Origin of the sequence: Tessaracoccus lubricantis, assembly GCF_039544535.1 — a bacterium.
Lineage (GTDB): Bacteria > Actinomycetota > Actinomycetes > Propionibacteriales > Propionibacteriaceae > Arachnia > Arachnia lubricantis.
Genome location: NZ_BAABLV010000026.1, coordinates 1 through 23729, shown reverse-complemented (window position 1 = coordinate 23729; position 23729 = coordinate 1). Strand labels below are relative to the sequence as shown.

20 protein-coding genes are annotated in these 23729 nt (G+C 69.6%); 15 read left to right on the top strand and 5 right to left on the bottom strand.

Going from position 1 to position 23729, the window contains the following annotated elements:
• Positions 1-89 precede the first annotated feature (89 nt).
• From ABEA30_RS08125 to istB, 6 genes are all read left to right on the top strand, one after another.
• Entirely contained in the window at positions 90-1868 is a 1779-nt protein-coding gene (locus tag ABEA30_RS08125; protein ID WP_345581695.1) for an acetyl/propionyl/methylcrotonyl-CoA carboxylase subunit alpha, read from the top strand.
• 81 nt (positions 1869-1949) lie between these two features.
• Positions 1950-2786, top strand: a complete 837-nt coding sequence (locus ABEA30_RS08120) for a hypothetical protein (protein WP_345581692.1) — start codon at positions 1950-1952, stop codon at positions 2784-2786.
• A gap of 137 nt (positions 2787-2923) precedes the next feature.
• Positions 2924-4288 (top strand): AMP-binding protein, encoded by a 1365-nt coding sequence (locus ABEA30_RS08115; protein WP_345581689.1) that lies wholly within the window; start codon positions 2924-2926, stop codon positions 4286-4288.
• Complete coding sequence (locus ABEA30_RS08110) at positions 4183-4599, top strand: AMP-binding enzyme (protein ID WP_345581686.1); 417 nt, start codon at positions 4183-4185, stop codon at positions 4597-4599. Before ABEA30_RS08115 ends, ABEA30_RS08110 begins: the two co-directional genes overlap by 106 nt.
• Positions 4600-5107: 508 nt before the next feature.
• Positions 5108-6307: an IS21 family transposase gene (gene istA, locus ABEA30_RS08105; RefSeq protein WP_386086398.1), complete on the top strand. Its 1200-nt coding sequence runs from the start codon at positions 5108-5110 to the stop codon at positions 6305-6307.
• Positions 6308-7087, top strand: a complete 780-nt coding sequence (gene istB / locus ABEA30_RS08100; protein WP_345581680.1) for an IS21-like element helper ATPase IstB — start codon at positions 6308-6310, stop codon at positions 7085-7087.
• Between the two features lie 138 nt (positions 7088-7225).
• Here istB and ABEA30_RS08095 read toward each other — a convergent pair whose 3' ends face one another.
• Both ABEA30_RS08095 and ABEA30_RS08090 read right to left on the bottom strand, forming a co-directional pair.
• A complete protein-coding gene (locus ABEA30_RS08095) occupies positions 7226-7705 on the bottom strand; it encodes a GIY-YIG nuclease family protein (RefSeq protein WP_345581677.1) in 480 nt (159 codons plus the stop codon).
• A gap of 305 nt (positions 7706-8010) precedes the next feature.
• Entirely contained in the window at positions 8011-9414 is a 1404-nt protein-coding gene (locus ABEA30_RS08090) for an NAD(P)H-quinone dehydrogenase (protein ID WP_345581674.1), read from the bottom strand.
• Positions 9415-9472: 58 nt separating this feature from the next.
• Between ABEA30_RS08090 and ABEA30_RS08085 the strand changes: the two genes are divergently transcribed.
• Both ABEA30_RS08085 and ABEA30_RS08080 read left to right on the top strand, forming a co-directional pair.
• On the top strand, positions 9473-10270 hold the full coding sequence (locus tag ABEA30_RS08085; RefSeq protein WP_345581671.1) for a purine-nucleoside phosphorylase: 798 nt from the start codon (positions 9473-9475) through the stop codon (positions 10268-10270).
• Positions 10270-11934 (top strand): phospho-sugar mutase, encoded by a 1665-nt coding sequence (locus ABEA30_RS08080; RefSeq protein ID WP_345581668.1) that lies wholly within the window; start codon positions 10270-10272, stop codon positions 11932-11934. The genes ABEA30_RS08085 and ABEA30_RS08080 overlap by 1 nt, the downstream gene beginning before the upstream one ends.
• Before the next feature lie 10 nt (positions 11935-11944).
• Here ABEA30_RS08080 and ABEA30_RS08075 read toward each other — a convergent pair whose 3' ends face one another.
• A complete protein-coding gene (locus ABEA30_RS08075; protein ID WP_345581665.1) occupies positions 11945-12586 on the bottom strand; it encodes a response regulator transcription factor in 642 nt (213 codons plus the stop codon).
• A 105-nt stretch (positions 12587-12691) separates the two neighbouring features.
• Between ABEA30_RS08075 and ABEA30_RS08070 the strand changes: the two genes are divergently transcribed.
• Complete coding sequence (locus ABEA30_RS08070; protein ID WP_345581662.1) at positions 12692-14494, top strand: DUF2207 domain-containing protein; 1803 nt, start codon at positions 12692-12694, stop codon at positions 14492-14494.
• A gap of 3 nt (positions 14495-14497) precedes the next feature.
• Here the strand turns inward: ABEA30_RS08070 and ABEA30_RS08065 are convergent, their stop codons facing one another.
• Positions 14498-14956 (bottom strand): hypothetical protein, encoded by a 459-nt coding sequence (locus tag ABEA30_RS08065; RefSeq protein ID WP_345581659.1) that lies wholly within the window; start codon positions 14954-14956, stop codon positions 14498-14500.
• A gap of 143 nt (positions 14957-15099) precedes the next feature.
• On the opposite strand from ABEA30_RS08065, the gene ABEA30_RS08060 reads away from it, so the two are divergent.
• The 4 genes from ABEA30_RS08060 (at position 15100) to ABEA30_RS08045 (ending at position 19113) form a co-directional block, all read left to right on the top strand.
• A complete protein-coding gene (locus tag ABEA30_RS08060; RefSeq protein WP_345581656.1) occupies positions 15100-15690 on the top strand; it encodes a uridine kinase family protein in 591 nt (196 codons plus the stop codon).
• 116 nt (positions 15691-15806) lie between these two features.
• Positions 15807-16457 (top strand): succinate dehydrogenase cytochrome b subunit, encoded by a 651-nt coding sequence (locus ABEA30_RS08055; RefSeq protein WP_425584623.1) that lies wholly within the window; start codon positions 15807-15809, stop codon positions 16455-16457.
• A complete protein-coding gene (locus ABEA30_RS08050) occupies positions 16454-18367 on the top strand; it encodes a fumarate reductase/succinate dehydrogenase flavoprotein subunit (RefSeq protein ID WP_345581650.1) in 1914 nt (637 codons plus the stop codon). The genes ABEA30_RS08055 and ABEA30_RS08050 overlap by 4 nt, the downstream gene beginning before the upstream one ends.
• A complete protein-coding gene (locus ABEA30_RS08045) occupies positions 18364-19113 on the top strand; it encodes a succinate dehydrogenase/fumarate reductase iron-sulfur subunit (protein ID WP_345581647.1) in 750 nt (249 codons plus the stop codon). The genes ABEA30_RS08050 and ABEA30_RS08045 overlap by 4 nt, the downstream gene beginning before the upstream one ends.
• Positions 19114-19165: 52 nt before the next feature.
• Here the strand turns inward: ABEA30_RS08045 and metG are convergent, their stop codons facing one another.
• Positions 19166-20950, bottom strand: coding sequence for a methionine--tRNA ligase (metG, locus tag ABEA30_RS08040; protein ID WP_345581644.1), 1785 nt, complete (start codon positions 20948-20950; stop codon positions 19166-19168).
• Positions 20951-21288: 338 nt separating this feature from the next.
• Between metG and ABEA30_RS08035 the strand changes: the two genes are divergently transcribed.
• Entirely contained in the window at positions 21289-23298 is a 2010-nt protein-coding gene (locus tag ABEA30_RS08035) for a pyruvate formate lyase family protein (RefSeq protein WP_345581641.1), read from the top strand.
• Positions 23299-23309: 11 nt separating this feature from the next.
• Positions 23310-23561, top strand: a complete 252-nt coding sequence (gene grcA2, locus ABEA30_RS08030; protein ID WP_345581638.1) for an autonomous glycyl radical cofactor GrcA2 — start codon at positions 23310-23312, stop codon at positions 23559-23561.
• The last annotated feature ends 168 nt before the right edge of the window (positions 23562-23729 follow it).

Sequence of the window (23729 nt, the reverse complement as noted above, 5' to 3'; positions counted from 1 at the left end):
ACGCGCCCCGAGCACAAGGTTGCGGACATTGCGACCGCGCGAATCGCTGCCCACTAGACTCCCAGGCACAAGCGAATCCAGGAGGAGAAGTGGGCAACGTCGCCATCTCGAAGGTTCTGATTGCCAACCGCGGGGAAATCGCAGTACGAGTCATTCGCGCCGCGCGGGACGCAGGGATCAGGTCCGTAGCCGTCTACGCAGATTCCGATGCAGAATCCCTGTTCGTCAGGCTGGCCGACGAGGCCTACGCGCTCAACGGCGCAACGCCCGCCGACACCTACCTCAACATCGACAAGCTGCTCAGCGTCGCTGAGCGCGCGGCGGCGGACGCCGTCCACCCCGGCTACGGGTTCCTCGCCGAGAACGCCCAGTTCGCGCAGGCCGTCATCGACGCCGGCCTCGTCTGGATCGGCCCTCCCCCGGCGGCCATCGAGTCCCTGGGGGACAAGGTCAAGGCCCGCCACATCGCCCAGAAGGTGGGAGCGCCCCAGGTGCCGGGCACGCCCGACCCGGTCGCCGGCGCCGACGAGGTCGTCGCGTTCGCGCGGGAGTTCGGCCTGCCCATCGCCATCAAGGCGGCCTTCGGCGGCGGCGGCCGAGGCCTGAAGGTGGCCCGCACGCTGGAGGAGATCCCCGACCTGTTCGAGTCGGCCACCCGCGAGGCCGTCACGGCGTTCGGCCGCGGCGAGTGCTTCGTCGAACGCTACCTCGACAAGCCCCGCCACGTGGAGACCCAGTGCCTGGCCGACTCACACGGCAACGTGGTGGTCGTCTCCACGCGCGACTGCTCGCTGCAGCGCCGCCACCAGAAGCTGGTGGAGGAGGCGCCCGCGCCGTTCCTGACCGACGAGCAGGTGGCGCTGCTGTACGACTCGTCGAAGGCCATCCTCAAGGAGGCGGGCTACGTCGGCGCCGGCACGTGTGAGTTCCTCGTCGGCACCGACGGCACCATCTCATTCCTCGAGGTCAACACCCGCCTCCAGGTGGAGCATCCCGTGTCGGAGGAGGTCACCGGCCTCGACCTGGTGCGCGAGATGTTCCGCATCGCCGCGGGCGAGGAACTGGGCTACGACGACCCGGAGGTGCGGGGCCACTCCATCGAGTTCCGCATCAACGCCGAGGACGCCGGACGCAACTTCATGCCGGCCCCCGGCACGCTGGTGAGGTGGCACGCGCCGTCCGGCCCGGGCGTGCGGGTCGACGAGGGGTACCACGTCGGCATGACCGTGCCGGGCGCGTTCGACTCCCTGGTGGCCAAGCTGATCGTCACCGGCGCCGACCGCAAGCAGGCCATCGCCCGCTCGCGCCGCGCCCTGGCCGAACTGCAGATCGAGGGCATGCCCACCGTCGTCCCGTTCCACCAGGTGGTGCTCGACGACCCGGCCTACACCGCCGTCGACGGCCACTTCGGTGTGCACACGCGGTGGATCGAGACCGACTTCGCCACCGAGATTCCCCCGTACACCGGCCTGCTCGGCGAGGAGGAGGACCGTGAGGAGCCGGAGGTCATCACCGTCGAGGTCAACGGCAAGCGCGTCGAGGTGAAGCTGCCGGGTGGCTTCGGCGGCGGGCGTCCGGCGGCGAGCAAGTCGGCGAAGAAGCCCACCAAGCGCGACCGTGGCGGGTCCAAGGTCGCGGCCCCCAGCGGCAACGCGCTGACGTCGCCGATGCAGGGCACCATCGTCAAGGTCACCGTCGAGGAGGGCCAGCAGGTGGCCGAGGGCGACACCGTCGCCGTCATCGAGGCCATGAAGATGGAGCAGCCGCTCAATGCGCACCGCGACGGCGTCATCGTGGACCTGAAGGTCGAGCCCGGCCAGGCCGTGACGGCGGGCCAGGTGCTGTGCGAGATCGTCGAAGCCGAGTGAACCGGGGCGTGCTCCACCCGTGACGAGGCGGCCTTGGACCTGAGGCATATCCTTGGGGGACGCGCGTCACGGGAGGGCACGATGATATTCAGCGGCTTCTTCACGATCATCTTCATCATGGTGATCGTCTCGGTCGTGTTGGGCTTCGTGCGCGGCGGCCGCTCCTCCCTGGGCGGGGGTCGGTACCAGGACCATGGCCAACTGGATCCTCGGCAGCAGCCGCAGCAACTCGGCTGGGGCCAGCCGCAGCAGTTCTTCGGCCAGGGATACGGGCAGGCCATGCGATACGGCCATGCCTATGACCCGACGGCGGCCCAGCCGTTGTCGCAGGCGTCCCGCGACGCGGTCAATGCCGACATCACCACCTTCGGCGAGCAGCTGCGCGACCTCGACCTCGACGTCGTGGGCCGTCCCCTCGACGCCGCCGCACAGGCCGACTACGGCACTGCGCTCGACGCCTACGACGGCGCCAAGCAGCAGTTGGAGCGCGCGCAGAGCAACGCCGACGTGAAGCGGATCGCGGAGATCCTCGACGGCGGCCGCTACGCGATCGCCTGCGTCAGGGCGCGCGTCAACGGTGAACCCGTCCCGGAGCACCGGCCGCCGTGCTTCTTCGACCCCGCGCACGGCACCTCCGTCGAGAACGTGCAGTGGGCCCCGCCCGGCGGCGCGATGCGTGAGGTGCCGGCGTGCGCCGCCGACGCCCAACGCGTCCGCACCGGCAACGACCCCTCGATCCGCATGGTCCACGCCGGCCCGCAGATGATGCCGGTCCCCTACTGGGAGGACCCGCAGCAGGCCGCGTGGGCGCAGGGCTACTACGGCCGTTACGGCGCAGACCCCGTCATGCGGCAGATCACCACCGGTGCCCTGATGATCGGCGGCTTCTCCCTGCTGATGGGCCTGCTCGACGACTGACGCCCGAGCCGCTTGTGGGAAGTCCACAACGCAACGGCCGGCATTCCTGACGGAGTCCTCCTGAATGCCTCGGCGCACCCGGGAGTACCCTCGATTCGTAACCTACGCAACCGTAGGTTCAGTTCCCGAGGAGCCCCATGTCCGACGTCACCGCCAAGATCCGCGCCGCCCGCGACCTGCTGCTCAGCCTCTCCGGGCGCGGCGACGAGGCCCGCGCCCAGTTCGAGTGGCCGGAGATCAGCGGCCCGTTCAACTGGGCCATCGACTGGTTCGACGCCATCGGCCGCGACCGCGACGACCTGGCGCTGTGGATCCGCGACGAGGACGGCTCCGACGAGCGCTACACCTACGGCGACCTGGTCGAGCGCTCCGACCGGCTGGCCGGCTGGTTGCGCGGACAGGGGATCGGCAAGGGCGACGCCGTCATGCTGATGCTCGCCAACCAGGTGGAGCTCTGGGAGTCGATGCTCGCCGTGATGAAGGTGGGCGGCATCATCCTGCCCACCGCCCAGGCGTTGCAGGACTTCGACCTCGCCGACCGCGTGGGGCGCGCGGACATCCGGGCCGTCATCGCCAACCCCGTCGACGAGCACAAGTTCGACGGCATCGAGGGGCCGAGCCTGATCACCACGGGTGAGGCGCACGGTCGGTGGGCGAGCATGGCGGAGGCGGCGCACTTCCCCGCCGAGCCGTGCGAGGTCGTCACCGACGCGGCAGACCCGGTGCTCTACTACTTCACCTCGGGCACGACGAAGAACCCGAAGCTGGTGGTCCACACCCAGCTCAGCTACCCCGTCGGCCACCTGTCGACCATGTACTTCATCGGCGTTCGGCCCGGCGACGTGCACCTCAACATCTCGTCGCCCGGCTGGGGCAAGCACGCCTGGTCGAGCTTCTTCTCGCCGTGGCTGGCGGAGGCGACGGTGTTCTCCTACAACTACGGCCGCTTCGACGCCGCCACGATGCTGAAGGAACTGGAGGACGCCAAGGTCACCACGTTCTGCGCCCCGCCGACGGTGTGGCGCATGATGATCCAGGCGAACCTGGGCACCAAGCCGTCGGCGCTGCGCGACATCGTCGGTGCCGGGGAACCGCTCAACCCCGAGGTCATCTCGACGGTGGAGCGGGCCTGGGGCCTGACGATCCGCGACGGCTACGGGCAGACCGAGACCACGTGCACCATCGGCAACGCCCCGGGTGAGAAGGTCAAGCCGGGCGCGATGGGCAAGCTGATGCCCGGCGTTCGGGTGCAGATCATCGACCCGGACACCGGCGAGGAGTCGCGCCACGGGGAGATCACGCTCCCGCTGGACCCGTGGCCGTACAACCTGATGTCGGGCTACCTGGGCGGGCGCCGACGGCGCAGGAGGACGGCCGGTACCACTCCGGCGACCTGGTGTCGGTCGACGACGAGGGCTACCTCACCTACGTGGGCCGCACGGACGACGTGTTCAAGGCCTCCGACTACAAGATCTCGCCGTTCGAGCTGGAGTCGGTACTGATCGAGCACCCCGCCGTCGTCGAGGCCGCGATCGTGCCGGCGCCTGACCCCATCCGGGCGGCTGTCCCGAAGGCGTACGTGGCGCTGGTGGCCGGCTACGAGCCCACGGCCGAGACTGCGCTGTCGATCCTGCAGCACGCGAAGGAGCGGCTGGCGCCGTACCTGCGGGTCCGCCGCATCGAGTTCGCGACGCTGCCCAAGACGTTGAGCGGCAAGGTCCGTCGCGTCGAGCTGCGGGCGCGGGAGCACGACACGAGCATCGAGATCGTCGACTTCCGCTACGAGCAGTTCCCCGAACTGCGCGGTTCCTGAGGGGCGCCAGCGACGAAGGAGCGGTTCATGAGGGGCGCCAGCGACGAATGAGCGGTTCCTGAGGGGCGCCAGCGACGAAGGAGCCAGCGCCCACGAAGGACCAGCGCCCACGAAGGACCAGCGCCCACGAAGGACCAGCGCCCACGAAGGACCACCGCTGCCCGGTTCCTGAGGGGCGCCAGCGACGAAGGAGCCAGCGCCCACGAAGGACCAGCGCCCACGAAGGACCGCCGTGCCCGGTTCCTGAGGGGCGCCAGCGACGAAGGAGCCAGCGCCCACGAAGGACCAGCGCCCACGAAGGACCGGGCCAGAGCTCACGATCCCTTCAGGAACCGTCCTTCGTGGGATGTTCGCCAGGGCTCACGATCCCTTCAGGAACCGTCCTTCGTGGGATGTTCGCCAGGGCTCACGATCCCCTCAGGAACCGTCCTGTCGGCGGCGCTCGAAAAGTAGACAGTTACGGCGCTTGAAAAGTGGACACCTCTAACACGATTGGAGAGTGATCACGATGGAAGATTGGGCATTGATTCGGAGGCTGGCTGCTGAGGGGGTGCCGAAGGCCACGATAGCGAGACGGTTGGGGATTTCCCGGACCACGGTGATCCGAGCGGTGGCCTCGGATGGGCCACCGAAGTACGACCGGAAACCAAAGACGGCCACGTCGTTCACACCGTTCGAGGCGCAGGTGCGTTACCTGCTGGAGGAGACCCCGGACATGCCTGCGACGGTGTTGGCCGAACGGGTGGGCTGGACCGGTTCGATCCGCTGGTTCAGGGACAACGTGAACCGGCTGCGGGTCGAGCATCGCCGGATCGACCCGGCGGATCGTCTCGACTGGGCTCCCGGTGATGCGGCGCAGTGTGATTTGTGGTTCCCGCCACGCAAGCTGCTGCTCGAGGACGGCAATCGGGTGTTGTTGCCGGTGCTGGTGATGACCTTGGCGTATTCCCGGTTCATGCTGGCCAGGATGATCCCCACCCGCACCACCACCGATCTGCTGCTGGGCATGTGGGCTCTGCTGAGCCAGCTCGGGAGGGTTCCTTCCCGGATCTTGTGGGACAACGAACGCGGTATCGGGCAAGGGAGGCTGACCCGCCCGGCGGAGATGTTCGCCGGCACTCTGGCCACGAAGATCGTGTTGCTGAAACCCCGCGATCCGGAGTCCAAGGGCCTAGTTGAGCGACGCAACGGCTACTTCGAGACCTCGTTCATGCCAGGGCGCGTGTTCGACTCACCGGCTGATTTCAACACCCAGTTCACGCAGTGGCTGGCCACCGCGAACGCTCGGCAGGTCCGCACGCTCAGGTCCCGGCCGGTCGACCGGCTGGACACTGATCTGGCCCGGATGCGGCCGTTGCCGCCGCAGGTGCTGCATTTGGGTTGGCGCAACCAGATCCGGCTGCCTCGTGACTACTACGTCAGAGTCGATACCTGTGACTACTCCGTGCATCCCTCAGCGATCGGGGCCAGAGTCGATGTCACCGCCGATCTCGACACCGTCCGAGTCCGCAGGGCTGGCAGGCTGGTGGCGGAGCATCGCCGCTGCTGGGGCAAACACCTCACCATCACCGATCCCGCCCATGTGAAAGCAGCCGCGCTGTTGCGTCACCAGTTCCAACACCCCCGACCGCGGGTCCTCGACACAGACCTGGTCCGTGACCTGGCCGACTGCGACAAGGCCTTCGGCCTCGACAGCGAGGCACTTTAGATGTCCACTGATGCGTTGAAACAGATCCGCTACCTGGCTGCCGCGTTGAAAGCACCCCGCATCACCGAAGCAGCCGCCCGGCTCGCTGACCATGCCCGTGACACCGGCTGGACCCACGAGGACTACCTCGCCGCGATCCTGGAACGAGAAGTCGCCGCCCGCAACGCCTCCGGCGCCCAACTACGGATCCGGGCTGCCGGCCTGCCCGCGGTCAAGACCCTTGACGAGTTCGACTTCGACCAGCAACCCGCCGCACGGGTCCCTATCCATGCGCTGGCATCCGGGGCCTGGCTGGCCGAGCACCGCAACATCGTGCTCCTGGGCCCACCCGGCACCGGCAAAACCCACCTCGCGACCGCACTGGGGGTCGCTGCGGCTCACCAAGGCCACCGGGTACTGTTCGCCACCGCCACCGACTGGATCGCCCGGCTCACCGAAGCCCACAACAGGGGACGCCTCACCGAAGAACTGGCCAGGCTACGGCGCTACCCACTCATCATCGTCGACGAGGTCGGCTACCTACCCTTCGAACAAGAAGCCGCGAACCTGTTCTTCCAACTCGTCTCAGCACGCTACGAACACGCCTCCTTGATCCTCACCTCAAACCTGCCCTTCTCCGCCTGGGCAGGCATCTTCGGAGACCAAGTCGTCGCCGCCGCCATGATCGACCGCATCGTCCACCACGCCGACGTCATCGCCCTCAAAGGCGCCTCCTACCGACTCCGCGACCGCGGAATCGACACCCTGCCCAGCATCAAAGCCGAGCAGGAACTACCCTAAAAACTGTTCACTATTCGACCGCCGAAACCGACCAGATTTCGAGCGCCGTCGACACGTCCTTCGTGGGATGTTCGCCAGGGCTCACGATCCCCTCAGGAACCGTCCTTCGTGGGATGTTCGCCAGGGCTCACGATCCCCTCAGGAACCACCCTTCCCGTATTTGCGGGCACGCGTCACTGCGCGAGGCGTCCACTGTCGCTGCCCCTTTGTTGCCAGTGCGTCCAAGGGCCGCGTGACGAACCCCTGAGGGCTGGGCGCGACGAAGCCACCGGCCTGCTCCGCCGCTCCTGCCTCGCGCTGGACACGGTCACGGACCTCAGGGCTCAATTCCGTCTCCACAGTGGCACCGCGCCACGCCAACGCCGGCAGATCCCCGAAGCGGCCTTCGATCAGCGCGATCTTCTTGGCCCGGCTCCAGCCCTTCAACTGGTGCTCGACCACGAAAGCCTCGTCGACCCGCTCGAACTCCTGCGCCCACACCAGCCGAACCGGCCGTCGGCGCTTCGTGTACTTCGAAGCGATCCCCAACTGATGCTGGCGTACCCGCTCCACCAGGTCATGTCCAGAGCCGACGTAGAAGCTGTTGTCCTTGCATTCCAGGATGTACGTCCATGCCATGCGTCCATGTTCCGCCTCCGACCGTGCACTTGGGAGGGGCGTTGCGGTGGGCTGTGGACAAGTGGGGCAGTCCTTCGTGGGATGTTCGCCAGGGCTCACGATCCCCTCAGGAACCGCCCTTCGTGGGATGTTCGCCAGAGCTCACGATCCCCTCAGGAACCGCCCTTCGTGGGATGTTCGCCAGAGCTCACGATCCCCTCAGGAACCGCCCTTCGTGGGATGTTCGCCAAGGGCTCACGATCCCCTCAGGAACCGCCCTTCGTGGGATGTTCGCCAGGGCTCACGATCCCCTCAGGAACCGGGGGCTACTGGGTGAGGAGCGGGTCGTCGCGGTTGTGCAGTCGACGCGCCGCCTCCGCGATGGAGCCCGACATCGACGGGTAGACCGTGAAGGCGCCGCTGAACTCGTCGACCGTCACCTTCTTCGCCACGGCCAGCGAGACGGCGTGGATCAACTCGGAGGCCCGCGGGGCCACCACGACGCCACCGATGATGATACCGGTGGTGGGAAGGCAGAACAGCTTCACGAAGCCGTCGGTGAAGCCCATCATCTTCGACCGGGCGTTGGGGGCCAGCGGGAGCAGCACGGAGGCGACCCGCACCTCGCCGGCGTCGACGGCCTTCTGCGAGACGCCCACGGTCGCGATCTCGGGCGTGGTGAACACGTTCGACGACACCGTCCGCAGGTCCAGCGGCGACACGGCGTCGCCCAGCGAGTGCCACATGGCGATGCGGCCCTGCATCGCCGCCACCGACGCCAGCGCGAACACGCCGGTGACGTCGCCGGCGGCATAGATGTTGCGGTGCGCGGTGCGCGAGACCCGGTCCACGGGGATGTGGCCCCACTTGCCCAGTTCGATGCCGCACTCCTCCAGGCCGAGGCCCGCGGAGTTGGGGATGGAGCCCACTGCCATCAGGCAGTGCGAGCCCTCCACCTCGCGGCCGTCCTCCAACGTCACCACGACGCCGTCGCCGACGCGGCGGGCCGCGACCGCACGCGCCTCCGAAAGGATGTTCATCCCCCGGCGCTCGAACGCCCGCTGCAGCACCGCCGCGGCGTCCTGGTCCTCGCCGGGGAGGACCTGCTTGCGCGACGACACCAGCACGACGTCGCAGCCCAGGCCGTCATAGGCCGAGGCGAATTCGGCGCCCGTCACGCCCGAGCCGACCACGATCAGCCGCTCCGGCACCTCCGTGAGGTTGTACAGCTGCTTCCAGTTGAGGACACGCTCCCCGTCGCAGGGGGCGTCCGGGAGTTCGCGGGGCGTGGTGCCGGTGGCGACCAGCACGATGTCGGCGTCGAAGGCTTCCTCGCCCTGCTCGGTGGCCGCGATGACGCGGTGGGGCCCGTCCATGCGGGCCTGTCCCTTCACGATGGAGACCCCGTCGCGGCGAAGCTTGTCGGCGATGTCCCGCGACTGCGCGTGTGCCAACGCGAGCACCCGCTCGTTGACCTCGGCGAGGTCGACCTTGACGACCTCACGCACGTTCTCCGCCTGGATGTGCAGCCCCAGCTGGCTGGCGTTCTTGATCCGCACCATCACCTCGGCGGTGGCGATGAGGGTCTTGGACGGGACGCAGTCGCTCAGGACCGCGGCCCCACCGAGCCCATCGCGCTCGATCAGGGTGACCTCACCGCCCAGCTGATTTCCGACGAGGGCGGCCTCGTAGCCGCCGGGCCCTCCACCGATGATCACAACCTTGGTCACGGCCCCCATCCTGTCATAGCCGCGCCGCACGTGAGGGCGCTCACTTATGCTGAAGGGCGTGAGTGAAGCATTTGACCTGGCCGGCCAGGCCGCAACGTACCTCCGTGACCGACTCGGCGAACAGCGCATCGACATCGCCCTGGTGTTGGGCTCGGGCTGGTCCTCGGGCGCCGATTCGCTCGGCGAACCGGTGGGCGAACTGGCACTCGGCGACGTCCCGGGCTTCAGCAAGCCCGTCGTCAGCGGCCACGGCGGCAAACTGCTCCTCGTGCGCACCGCCGGCGGCAAGCTCGCGGCCATCTTCACCGGCCGCACCCACTTCTATGAGGGCCGCGGCGTGGCACCCGTCGCCCATGGCGTGCGCACGGCAGCCGCGTGGGGCGCCACGACCATGGTGCTCACCAACGGCTGCGGCGGCCTCAACCCCGAGTGGGCGCCGGGCACCGTCGTGCTGATCAAGGACCACATCAACCTCACCGGCGCCACGCCGCTCGAGGGCGCCAACTTCGTCGACCTCTCCGAGGCCTACTCCAAGCGCCTCCGAGGCGTCGCCAAGGAGGTCGACGGTGACCTCCCGGAGGGCGTCTACGTCCAGTTCCGCGGGCCCCAGTACGAGACGCCGGCCGAGGTGCGGATGGCGGGCATCCTCGGCGGCGACCTCGTCGGCATGTCCACCACGCTCGAGACCATCGCCGCCCGTGAGGCCGGCATGGAGGTGCTCGGCCTCTCCCTGGTCACCAACGCCGCCGCGGGCCTGAGCGAGACCAACCTCGACCACGCCGAGGTGCTGCAGGCCGGCCGCGACGCCGGGCCGCGCCTGGCCGCGCTGCTGTCCGCCATCGTCGGGAGGCTGTGATGCAGGACCTGCTGGGCGCCGCCATCCGCTGGCGCGACATGGACCCGGACCCGGAGACCCGCGAGGAGCTCGACCACCTCGTCGTCCAGGCGCAGGCCAACGACCCGACGTTCCGCGAGGCGGCCGAGAAGGAGCTGCGGCTCGCGTTCGCCGGCCCGCTGGAGTTCGGCACGGCCGGCCTCCGTGGCCCCATCGGCCCCGGCCCCTCGAGGATGAACCGCTCGGTGGTGACGCAGGCCGCGGCCGGTTTCGCCGCCTGGCTCGCGGCCCAGGGGCACGACGGCGGCAAGGTCATCGTCGGCTACGACGCCCGCCACAAGTCGGCCGACTTCGCCGAGGACACCGCCCGCATCATGGCCGGCGCCGGCTTCGAGGTGCTGTGGGTCACCGAGCCCACCCCCACCCCGGTGATCGCGTTCGGCATCCAGCACTTCGGCTGCGTGGCCGGCGTCGTGGTGACCGCCAGCCACAACCCGCCGCAGGACAACGGCTACAAGGTCTACCTCGGCGACGGCTCCCAGATCGTGCCGCCGGCCGACGCCGAGATCGCCGCCGAGATCGCCGAGGTGGCCGCCCGTGACTGGACCGGCCTGCCCAGCGCCGAACAGCGCACCGACGTCACGGCCGAACTGCGTGCGGCCTACGTCGCCCGGGCCGCCTCGCTCTACCCCGCCGACGCCCCCCGCGACATCGTCTGGGTCCACACCGCCATGCACGGCGTGGGCTCGGCGACGGTACGCGCGGTCGCGCAGGCCGTCGGGCTGCAGGCAGCCCACGAGGTCGCCGCCCAGGCGGAGCCCGACGCCGACTTCCCCACCGTCGCGTTCCCCAACCCCGAGGAGAAGGGCGCGATCGACCTCGCCGTCGACCTGGCCGCGGAGAAGGGCGCCGACGTGGTGATCGCCAACGACCCCGACGCCGACCGCTGCGCCGTCGCCGCCGTCGTGGAGGGGCAGTGGCGGATGCTGACGGGCGACGAGCTGGGCTCGCTGCTGGGTGACGACGCCATCCGCCGCGGCGTCCCGGGACGCTTCGCCAATTCCGTCGTCAGCTCCACGGAACTGGGCCGCATGGCCCGCGCCGCGGGCCGCGAGCACGTCACCACCCTGACCGGCTTCAAGTGGATCGGGCGCGTGCAGGACCTGGCGTTCGGCTACGAGGAGGCCATCGGCTACTGCTGCGACTCGCGCGCCGTCCCGGACAAGGACGGCATCACCGCGGCGCTGACGGTGCTGCGGATCGTGGCGGAGCTCAAGGCCGAGGGGCGCACGCTCGCCGACCGGCTCGCCGACATCTCCCGCACGCACGGGCTCACGGCCACCTCGCAACTGTCGGTGCGGGTGGCGGACCTGTCACTGATCGCCGACGCCATGGCGCGGCTGCGCGCCAACCCGCCGGCCACGCTGCTGGGCGAGCCGGTCGTCGTGACGGACCTCGCGGAGGGGTCCGGCTCCCTGCCGCCCACCGATGCCGTCGAACTGACCGGTGCGTCGGTGCACGTGGTGGCGCGGCCGTCCGGCACCGAACCGAAGCTGAAGTGCTACCTCGAGGTGCGCCTGGGCGTCGACGAGTCGCAGGACGTGCCCGCCGCGCGGGCGCAGGCCGCGGAGAAGTTGGTCACGCTGCGGCGCGAGATGGCCGAGGCCCTGGGCGTGGACGCCTAGGAGCGGGCCCCTAGACCTCCCTGCGCTCGCGGCGCGGCAACATGCCGTTCTCCACGCCCCACAGCACGGCCTGGCTGCGCCGCTCGACGCCCATCTTGCGATAGGCGGAGCGGATGTAGCTCTTGACCGAGTTGATGCTGAGGTACGTGGACTTCGCGATCTCCTCGTTGGTGATCCCCTGGGTGATCAGTGCGATGACCTCGGCCTCGCGCGCGGAGAGGCCGTGGGCGCGGCCGGGCCAGTCACCCGTCGACACCTCGTGCGGCGCCTCCTTGGGCTCGATGACCTGCTCACCGCCGTGCACGCGGACGAGCACGTCGCACAGCGTCTCGGCGTCGACCGCCTTCGACACGTAGCCGTCGACGCCCGCCTCCAGCGCCTGTGCCACGTGCTCGGGGCGGGTGTTCCAGGAGTAGAGCACCACGCGCCGGAACTTCGGGTTGCCGACGAGCCGCCGGACGTCCTCGTGGATGTGGAGCTGCCCGAAGGCGTCGAACAGGATGAGGTCCACCGACTGCATCGGGTCCGCCATGGTGTCGAGTTCGACCAGGTCGAGCCGCGAATCCCCGGCGAGCAGCTGGGCAAGGCCCTCGACGACTATCGGGTAGTCGTTGACGATGGCGACCGTGATGGCGTTGCGTCTCTCCTGCACGAATCGACCCTACCGCCGCCGCTTCACCGCGGCGCGGATTTCGACGCAGACCCGCGCCCGCGCCCCCGCCCGCCAATGCTGGCCCCGCGTGGGTACTCTGGACACATGTTGAAGCTGCGCGCCGGTCTGACAGCCCTTCTCCTCGTTCTCTTCACTGCCTTGACCGTGGTGCCCGCCGCGGCAGACGACTCCGCACCGATCACCCGGTACCACGTCGACGTGAACCTCACCGAGGACGGCGTCGCGCAGGTGGAGGTGGACTTCACGATGGACTTCTCCGCCGTCAACGGCCGCGGCCCGTACTTCCTGTTCCCCACCCGCCAGGACGGCGAGCCCGGCGAGCGCTACGTCTTCGAGTACGACAACATCTCGGTCACCTCCCCCACCGGCGCCCGCACCGACGTGCAGCGCGAGAGCACCTCCGACGGCTTCCGGCTGCGGATCGGCAACGCCAACGTGGTCAACACCACGCCCGAGGACTACGTGGTCAACTACGACGTCACGGGCCTCATCGCCTCAGACCACCCGGAGTCCGGCCTCGACGAGTTCAACTGGGACGTGATCGGCCCGGCGTGGGAGTCGCGCTTCAGCGACGTGCAGGTCACCGTGACCGGCCCGGCCGGCGTGGAGCGCACCGCCTGCTTCTACGGCCCGTACGACAACCAGACCCCCTGTGACACCTCGTTCAGCGGCGACACCGCCACCTTCTCCGTACCGTCGGTGAACCCGAAGACCCCCGTCCAGGTGGTCACCGGCTTCCCGGCGGGCACCTTCGGCGGCGTCACGCAGAACATCGAGGAGATCGTCAGCCCGTTCGAGCTGACCCCCGCCACCGGCGCGGTGACGGGCGCCGGCCTCCTCCTCGCCATCGCGGGCCTGCTGATCGTGCGCCGCAGGCACACCCGCGACGAGGTCTTCCTGGGCCTCACCCCGGGGCTCACCCCCGCCGCCGGTGAGCAGGGCCGCGTCGGCGCGAAAGCCGGCAAGACCCCCGTCACGGTGCAGTTCCACCCGCCGAAGGGCGCCACCCCCGGGGAGATCGGCACGCTGATCGACGCGACGGCCGACAACGTCGACGTCTCGGCCACCATCATCGACCTGGCCGTGCGCGGCTACCTGCAGATCGAGTCGGACGGCCGCAAGGACTTCACGCTCTACGCCACCAACCCGCCCGCCAACGACACCTTGCTGCCCTACGAGCGCAAGCTGCTGGGCGACATCTTCAAGGGCCAGCCCGTGCGCCGCTCCCGTGAGCTGAGCAAGGCGAAGTTCCAGAACGTGTTGCCCGACGCCCGCCAGGGGCTGTACAACGCCGTCGTCCAGAAGGGCTGGTTCAAGTCGAACCCGCAGGTGGCGCAGATGGTGCCGATCGCGCTCGGCGTGCTGTGCCTGCTCGGCGCCGTCGGCATCGTGTTCGTGTTCGGCGCGTTCGGCTGGGGCCTGCTGGCCATCCCGGTGGCGCTGTTCGGCATCGGCCTCATGGTGCTGTCGGGCGGCTTCCGCAAGCGCACGGCCACCGGCTCGGCCTACCTGGCGCAGGCGAAGGGCTTCGAGCTCTACCTGCGGACCGCGGAGAAGGAGACGCTGCGCTTCGAGGAGGGGCAGGACATCTTCTCCAAGTACCTCCCCTACGCCATCGTCTTCGGCGTGGCGGACCGCTGGTCGAAGCTGTTCGCCCAGCTCGGCGCGGAGGGCATCTACCAGGCGGACACCTCGTGGTACATCGGTGCCGACCTGATGCACGGCTACTACTTCGCGAGCGCGATGAACAACCTCACCCACTCGTTCAACGACGTGATGAACCAGGCCCGGATGGACGGCATGAGCCAGGCCACCGGCGGTTCGTCGGGCTTCTCCGGCTTCAGCGGTGGCGGCGGTTTCGGCGGCGGTGGCGGCGGCAGCTGGTGACCGTCAGCGGCGGTCGTCGTGGCGCGCCTCGCCGTGGCGGTGCTCGTCGACGTCGCGCAGCTCGTGGGCGTCGTGGCGGATCGAGCCGTCGTCGCGACGGTCAGGATTGAGTTCGTCGGCCTCGCGCGCCCGCCTGTCGATCTCGGCCTGTGACTCCCCCAGCGTCTCGCGCCGCTTGGCAGCCTCCTCCGCGATCCGCTCCGCCTCGAGGCGGGCCTTCTCGGCGTCCACGCGGGCCCGGTCGGCCTCGATCTCCTGCTGACGGACGCTGAGCTCCTCCTCCTGGAGGGCCACCCTGTCGCGGTCTGCCTCGCGCCTCAGTTCCTCGGCGCGCCTGCGGTCCTCGACGAGCCGTTCGGCCTTGCGCTTCCCGGCGACGCGCACGGCCAACGTGATCACGACGACGAGGACGATCAGGACGGCGATGATGAGGACGATCGTGGTCGGGGACAGCTCGTTCATGGTGACTTCCTTGCCTCTCCCGCCGCGGGGCGCGACGGATCATCTCAGCACACCAGAGGCGGCGCACCGGCACCACACCCCTTGGGTAGGCGGCGGCCGGCCGCGGCACGGCGGGCGGCGGGCGTGCCGTAGGATTTCGTGCCATGGCTCGAACCCTGGTGCTGATCGCAGGCCCGTCCGGAAGCGGCAAGTCGCGCATCACCAGCCTCGCCGCCGACGGTGAACGCGCCGTCGCCCTCTCGCTCGACGACTTCTACCGCGACCTCGACCATCCGGGCCTTCCCATGACGCCGATGGGCATCCCCGACTGGGACGACGTGGCGTGCTGGGACGGGGACCTCGCGGTCGAGACGCTGCGCACCCTCCTGCGCGACGGCCGCGCCGAGGTCCCGGTCTACGACATCTCGCTCTCGCGGCGGGTCGGTTCCCGCACCCTTGAACTCGGCGCCGCCGACATCGTGCTGGCGGAGGGCATCTTCGCCATCCAGACCCTGGACGCAGCCCGTGCCGCCGGGCTGGAGGTCGAGGCACTGTGGCTGGACCGGCGTCGCGCCGCCAACTTCCTGCGCCGCCTCAGTCGGGACCTCCAGGAGCACCGGAAGCCGCCGCTGGTGCTGCTGCGGCGGGGCTGGTCCCTGTACCGCGCGGAGCCGAGGCTGCGGCAGGCGGCGCTGGCCGCCGGGTTCCGCGGCATGTCGATGCGCCGCGCCCTCGGCTCCATGAAGCGCCGCTGACGCACCCCGGCTGAAGGCGCCCGGAGCCGCTGGGCTACGGTCGAGGCATGACCGCCGTACTCGACAGGGCGGCCGCGACGAGGCACCGGCCGACCACCTTCGCACTCAAACAGACCATGGCCGCCACGGGCATGGTGTTCGTGCTGTTCGTGGTGGTCCACATGCTAGGCAACCTCAAGGTCTACGGCGGCGCCGCGTCGCTGGACGGCTACGCCACGTGGCTGCGCGAGGTGGGCTACCCGCTGATCCCGAAGAAGGGCGTGCTGTGGGCGCTGCGGGTGACGCTGGCGGTCAGCCTGGTGGCGCACGTGGCCGCCTCCGTGACGCTCTGGCTGCGCGGGCGGACCGCGCGGGGTCGGCACCGCCGTCGGTCCATGCCGCGGGCCACGGCGTGGACGGCCCGCACGATGCTGCCGGGCGGCGTGGTGATCCTGGTGTTCATCCTGGTGCACCTGCTGGACCTGACGATCGGTGCGCTGGTGGCCCCGGAGGGCTACGCGCACGCAGGGCCCGACGGTGTGATCCCCGCCCACGCCAACCTCGTGGCGAGCTTCTCCCGCCCCTGGATGGCGGCGTTCTACAGCCTCACCATGGTGGTCATCGGCGTGCACGTCTGGCACGGCTGGCGCACGCTGCTGCAGGACTGGGGTGCGACCGGGCGCCGGTTCCGCGTGGCGTGGGCCACCGTCGGTGCCCTGCTGGCGCTGGCCGTGGTGGCGGGCAACGCGGCCATCCCCGTCCTGGTGCTGGCGGGGGTGATCGCATGATGCTCGACGCGCACGTGCCCAGCGGCAACCCGGCGACTGCGTGGGCCCGCCGCACCTCCGAGTACCGGCTGGTGAGCCCCGCCAACCGACGGCGGATGACGGTGGTCGTGGTGGGCACCGGCCTGGCCGGGGCCGGCGCAGCCGCCGCCCTCGGCGAGTTGGGCTACCGCGTCGAGTGCTTCACGTTCCACGACGCGCCACGGCGGGCGCACAGTGTCGCCGCACAGGGCGGCATCAACGCGGCCAGGGCGCGGAAGGTCGACGGCGACTCGCTCGCGCGGTTCATCAGCGACACCGTCAAGGGCGGCGACTTCCGCGGCCGGGAGGCCGACGTCGTGCGGCTGGCGACGGAGTCGGTGCGCGTGATCGACCACCTCCAAGCCATCGGCGCCCCGTTCGCGCGTGAGTACGGCGGGCAGCTGGCCACGCGCTCGTTCGGCGGGGTGCAGGTCTCCCGCACCTACTACACGCGCGGGCAGACGGGCCAGCAACTCCAGGTGGCGGCGTCGCAGGCGCTGCTGCGCCAGGTCGCGCGCGGCACCGTGACGCTGCACACCCGCACCGAGATGCTCGACCTCGTGGTGGCCGACGGCCGCGCGCAGGGCATCGTCACCCGTGACCTGGTCACCGGCGAGATCGGGTTCACGCCCGGCCACGCCGTCGTGCTGGCCACCGGCGGCTACGGCTCGGTGTACTTCCACTCCACCCTCGCGATGAACTCCAACGCGACGGCGACCTGGCGCGCGCACCGACGTGGCGCGCTGTTCGCCAGCCCCTCGTTCGTGCAGTTCCATCCGACCGCGCTGCCGGTCAGTTCCCACTGGCAGTCGAAGACGACGCTGATGAGCGAGTCGCTGCGCAACGACGGCCGCATCTGGGTGCCGGCCACCCCCGGCGACACGCGCGCGCCCGGCGACATCCCCGAGGCCGAGCGCGACTACTACCTCGAACGGCGCTACCCCGCGTTCGGCAACCTGACCCCGCGCGACATCGCCTCGCGCGCCGCACGCGACGAGATCGAGGCGGGCCGCGGCGTCGGGCCCTTGAGGAACTCGGTCTACCTGGACTTCCGCGACGCCCTCGCACGACTCGGGCGCGACACGATCACCGAGCGGTACGGCAACCTGTTCGAGATGTACCGCGACGCCACCGGCGAGGACCCGTACGCCGTGCCGATGCGGATCGCGCCCGGCGCGCACTTCACCATGGGCGGCCTGTGGAGCGACTACGACCAGATGACGACGGTGCCCGGCCTGTTCGTCGGCGGCGAGGCGGGCAACAACTACCACGGCGCCAACCGCCTGGGCGCGAACTCGCTACTGAGCGCCTGCGTCGACGGCTGGTTCACGCTGCCGCTGTCGGTGCCGCACTACCTCGCGCCGCTCGTCGGCCACCCGTTGCTGGGGGCAGACTCGCCCGAGGCAACGGAGTCGCTGGCGTGGGTGCGGCGGCGCACAGAGCGGCTCGTCGACAACGACGGCGTCGCCCGGCCCGTGGCGTTCCACCGGCGGCTCGGCGAGATCCTCTACCGCGGCTGCGGGGTGTCACGCAGCGAGGCGGGGCTGCGCCGCGCGCTCGACGACGTGCGGGCGCTGCGCGAGGAGTTCTGGCGCGACGTGCGCGTGGCCGGCCCGGCGGACCGGCTCAACCAGGAGCTGGAGCGGGCCGGGAGGGTCGCCGACTTCCTCGAACTGGCCGAGCTGATGGTGCTCGACGCCCTCGACCGCACCGAGTCCTGCGGCGCCCACTTCCGCGAGGAGCACGCGCTGGCCGACGGCGAGGCGGCCCGCGACGACGAGCACTGGTGCAACGTCTCGGCGTGGGAGACGACACCCGAGGGCCGGCACGTGCGGCACCTGGAGGAACTCAGCTTCGCCCTGGTGCCCCTGGCAGTGAGGAACTACCGATGAGGGTCGAGATCGAGGTCTGGCGGCAGGACGGACCAGCCGAGGCGGGCCGCTTCGAGACGCACGTCGTCGACGACGCGACACCCGAGATGAGCCTGCTCGAGCTGCTCGACAGGCTCAACGACCAGCTGGCCGGGGCAGGAGTCGAGCCCATCCAGTTCGAGTCCGACTGCCGCGAGGGCGTCTGCGGGGCCTGCGGCGTGACGGTCAACGACACGCCGCACGGGCCGGTGCCGAGGACGCCGTCGTGCCGCCAGCACCTGCGGGCCTTCGGCGGCGTGTCCCGGTTGCGCATCGAGCCGCTGCGCTCGGCCGCGTTCCCCGTCGTGCGCGACCTCGTGGTGGACCGCTCGGCGCTGGACCGGTTGATCGCGGCCGGCGGACACGTCGACGTCATGGCCGGCACCGCACCGGACGCCGACGACGTGCTGGTGCCGCACGACGCCGCCGAGCTGGCGTTGGACTTCGCCGCCTGCATCGGCTGCGGCGCGTGCGTTGCCGCCTGCCCCAACGGCGCGGCGCACCTGTTCGCCGGCGCGAAGCTGGCGCACCTGGCGCTCATCCCGCACGGCAAGCTGGAGCGCGGCCGGCGGGCACGGGCCGTCGTCGACGCGCTCGAGGCCGAGTTCGGGCCGTGCTCCAGCTACGGCGAATGCGTCGAGGTGTGCCCGGCGGGCCTTCCGCTCACCGCGGTGGCCGCCGTCCACCGGGAGCGCCTCGGGGCCGCCTTCCGCGGGCGCGCGGACTGAGTCGGCGCCAGTTGGCCGGACCGGCCGTGGGGCCAGGGCCGAGGCGCGCGACTCAGCCGGCGATGGGCGCGAACGACGGGCCGGTCTCCGCCAGCTTCTCGTCGAGCTTGGTGAACAACGGGCTGGGCTTCTCCAGCGGCGTGCCGGCCACGATCGGGCGCGACTCCCACACGGCCTGCTGCGCGGCGTAGTCGCCCTGCAGCGTGGGGTAGGTCAGGTCGCCGTCGGTCACCTCGACGATCTGGGGCTGCGCGGCCCACACGCCCTGGTTGCCGAGCGCCTCGAAGATCCGCTGCGCCGAGTGCGGCAGGTACGGCGTCAGCAGCGTGTTGCAGTCCGCGATGACCTGCAGCGCGACATGGAGGACGGTGTCGCGGCGCGCCGGGTCCTCCTTGAGCTTCCACGGCTCCATGTCGGAGATGTACTTGTTCGCCAGGCCGACGATGCGCATCGCCTCGGTGATGCCGGCCTTGAAGCGGCGGGCGGCGATGTGGTCGCCGACTGTGTCGAACGCCTCCCTGGACGCGTCCAGCAGCGCACGGTCCTCGTCGGTCAGCTCGCCCATGGCGGGGATCGCGCCGTTGTTCTTGTGCGCCATCGAGATCGAACGGTTGACCAGGTTGCCCCACTCGTTGGCCAGCTCGAAGTTGATGCGGCGGACGAACTCCTCCCACGTGAAGTCGGTGTCCTGGTTCTCCGGCCCCGCCACGGCGATGTAGTAGCGCAGCGCGTCCGGGCCGAACTCCTGGAGGAAGTCGCCCACGAAGATCGAGGCACCGCGGGAGCTGGAGACCTTGGAGCCCTTCATGGTCATGAACTCGGAGCTGACCACCTCGGTGGGCAGGCGCAGCTCGCCCAGCTCGGGGCGGACGGTGCCGCCGAGCGTGCCCTGCCCGTTGGCGCCGAGCAGGATGCCCGGCCAGATCACGGAGTGGAAGACGATGTTGTCCTTGCCCATGAAGTAGTAGGACAGCGCCGCGTCCTCGTTCCACCACTTGCGCCAGGCCTCCGGGTCCCCGGAGCGCTTGGCCCACTCGATGGACGCCGACAGGTAGCCGATGACCGCGTCGAACCAGACGTAGATGCGCTTCATCGGGGCGTCACGCCAGCCGTCGAGCGGCACCGGCACGCCCCAGTCGAGGTCACGGGTGATGGCGCGCTCGCGGATCTCCTTGAGCAGGTTGTGCGAGAACTTCAGCACGTTGGGCCGCCAGTCCTCGCGGGTGTCGATCCACTCGGCCAGCTGCGGTGCCAGCTTGGGCAGGTCGAGGAAGAAGTGTTCGGTCTCGACGAAGTTCGGCGTCTCGCCGTTGACCTTCGACTTGGGGTTGATCAGGTCTGCCGGGTCCAGCTGGTTGCCGCAGTTGTCGCACTGGTCGCCGCGGGCGTTGTCGTAGCCGCAGATGGGACAGGTGCCCTCGATGAAGCGGTCCGGCAGGGTGCGCCCCGTCGACGGCGAGATGGCGCCCATCTGCGTCTTCGCGACGATGTAGCCGTTCTCGTGGAGCGCCGTGAAGACCTCCTGGACCACGTGGTAGTGGTTGGGGGTCGTGGTGCGGGTGTAGAGGTCGTAGCTGAGGCCCAGCCCCTGCAGGTCGGAGACGATCTGCGCGTGGTACTTGTCCGCCGTCTGGCGGGCGGTGAGGCCCTCGGAATCAGCCTTCACCTGGATGGCCGTACCGTGCTCGTCGGAGCCGGAGACCATGAGCACGTCGTGGCCCGCCATGCGCATGTACCGGGAGAAGACGTCGGAGGGGACTCCGAAGCCCGACACGTGACCGATATGGCGGGGGCCGTTGGCGTAGGGCCAGGCGACGGCAGCTAGAACGTGACTCATGCGCGACATCCTATCGTCGCGATCCGCGTGGCCCCGCCTCGGCGGTGGACGGTCCACCCCCGCGGGGCCGATCGCTGGGCGGCGCCGGGAGAAACGCTCGGGGTCGACTGTTCACCTGCGCGTCGACGTCGCCGATCCGCGCCCATCAGGCGACTTTCTCCAAACCAAGACCGCTCCCACAGCGCCCTTTCGCTCAGCCACCATGCCCGAATCGCTTTGTCCTACAACTCGTCGTAAACTATCCGTTCGTGACGTTGAACGTAGCCGGAGACACATTGGTACCAGATCCCACGGAGTGGGACGGATTTGCAGATGGGCCCTGGCGGACCCACATCGAGGTGCGGGACTTTGTCCAACGCAACTACACCCCCTACGACGGTGACGCGGCCTTCCTGGCCGGCCCCACCGACAAGACCCTTGCCACCTGGCAGCGGCTCGAGGAGAACTACCTCTCCGTCGAACGCCGCAACCGGGTGTTCGCCGTCGACGCCGAGACCCCGGCCGACATCGACGCCTTCCCCGCCGGATACATCTGGAAGGGCGACGACGTCATCGTCGGGCTCCAGACCGACACCCCGCTGAAGCGCGCCATGATGCCGTTCGGCGGCTGGCGCATGGTGGAGACCGCGCTGCGTGAGGCGGGCGCCAAGCCCGACGAGCGCGTCAAGGAGATCTTCACGAAGTACCGCAAGACGCACAACGAGGCGGTCTTCGACATCTACACCCCCCGCATCCGTGCGGCGCGCTCCTCCCACATCATCACGGGCCTGCCCGACGCCTACGGCCGCGGCCGCATCATCGGCGACTACCGCCGCGTCGCCCTGTACGGAGTCGACGCCCTCATCGCCGACAAGAAGCGGGCCAAGGACGCCGTCGCCGACGAAGGGTTCTCGGAGCACTGGGCGCGCTACCGCGAGGAGCACTCGGAGCAGATCAAGGCCCTGCAGAAGCTGAAGCACCTCGGCGAGATCTACGGCTTCGACATCTCGCGCCCCGCCCGCACCGCCCAGGAGGCCGTGCAGTGGACCTACTTCGGCTACCTCGCCTCGATCAAGTCGCAGGACGGCGCCGCCATGTCGATCGGACGCCTGTCGGCCTTCCTCGACGTCTACTTCGAGCGTGACCTCGCCGCCGGCCTCATCACCGAGACCGACGCACAGGAGATGATCGACGCCCTGGTGATCAAGCTGCGCATCGTGCGGTTCCTGCGCACCATCGACTACGACCAGATCTTCTCCGGCGACCCCTACTGGGCCACGTGGTCCGACGCGGGCCTCGGCGAGGACGGCCGCTCGATGGTCACGAAGACCTCCTTCCGCCTGCTCCAGACGCTGCGCAACCTCGGCCCCGCGCCCGAGCCGAACATCACGGTGTTCTGGGACCCGGCCCTCCCCCAGGGCTACAAGGACTTCTGCGCCGCGATCTCCATCGAGACCAGCTCGCTGCAGTACGAGGCGGACGACCGCATCCGCGACTACTGGGGCGACGACGCGGCCATCGCCTGCTGCGTCTCCCCCATGCGCGTGGGCAAGCAGATGCAGTTCTTCGGCGCCCGCATGAACGCCGCCAAGGCACTCCTCTACGCCATCAACGGTGGCCGCGACGAGATGAGCGGCAAGAAGGTCGTCGAGGGACACGAACCCGTCCAGGGTGATGCGCCGCTGGACTTCGACGACGTGTGGCACCGCTACGAGCAGATGCTCGACTGGGTGGTGGGCACCTACGTCGAGGCGCTCAACATCATCCACTACAGCCACGACAAGTACGCCTACGAGTCCATCGAGATGGCGCTGCACGACTCCGAGATCCTCCGCACGCTGGGCTGCGGCATCGCCGGCCTGTCGATCGTGGCGGACTCGCTGTCGGCGATCCGCTACGCGACCGTCACCCCGGTGCGCGACGAGAGCGGCCTCGTGGTCGACTACATCACCGAGGGCGACTTCCCCCGCTACGGCAACGACGACGACCGCGCCGACGAGATCGCCGCCGTCGTGGTGCACACGATCATGCAGAAGATCCGCGCCCAGGAGCTGTACCGCAATGCGCTGCCCACGCAGTCGGTGCTGACGATCACCTCGAACGTCGTCTACGGCCGCGCCACCGGCTCGTTCCCGTCGGGCCACCGCGCCGGTACGCCGTTCGCACCGGGCGCCAACCCGGAGAACGGTGCCGACTCGCACGGCATGCTGGCCTCCATGCTGTCGGTGGGCAAGCTCGACTACCACGACGCCCTCGACGGCATCTCGCTGACCAACACCATCACCCCCACGGGCCTCGGCCGCGACAAGGACGAGCAGGTCACCAACCTGGTCGGCCTGCTCGACGCCGGCTTCGTGCCCGAGAACTGAGGAGAACCGACATGTCCGTGAAGACCTTCGACGAACGACTGGCCTCGATGAAGGCGTCGCGCGACGAGCGCGACCACCGCCCCGGCCTGTTCCACGCCAACATCAACGTCCTCAACCGCGAGACGCTCGAGGACGCGATGGAGAACCCGGAGAACTACCCGAACCTCACCATCCGCGTGTCGGGCTACGCCGTGAACTTCGTGAAGCTGACCAAGGACCAGCAGCGCGACGTCCTGGCCCGCACGTTCCACTCCAACGCCTGATCGGTCCCTGAGCGTGCCCTTCGTCGTCGCCCGGTTCGCAAGCTCACTCGGCAACGCTCAGGAACCGCGAGAACTGCAGCATGACTGACATCTCAACGGTCCCTGAGCCTTGATCCACCGGTGGTGGTGGGGTGTTTGTGTGCGGCGTTACAGGCGAAATGCCTTCTG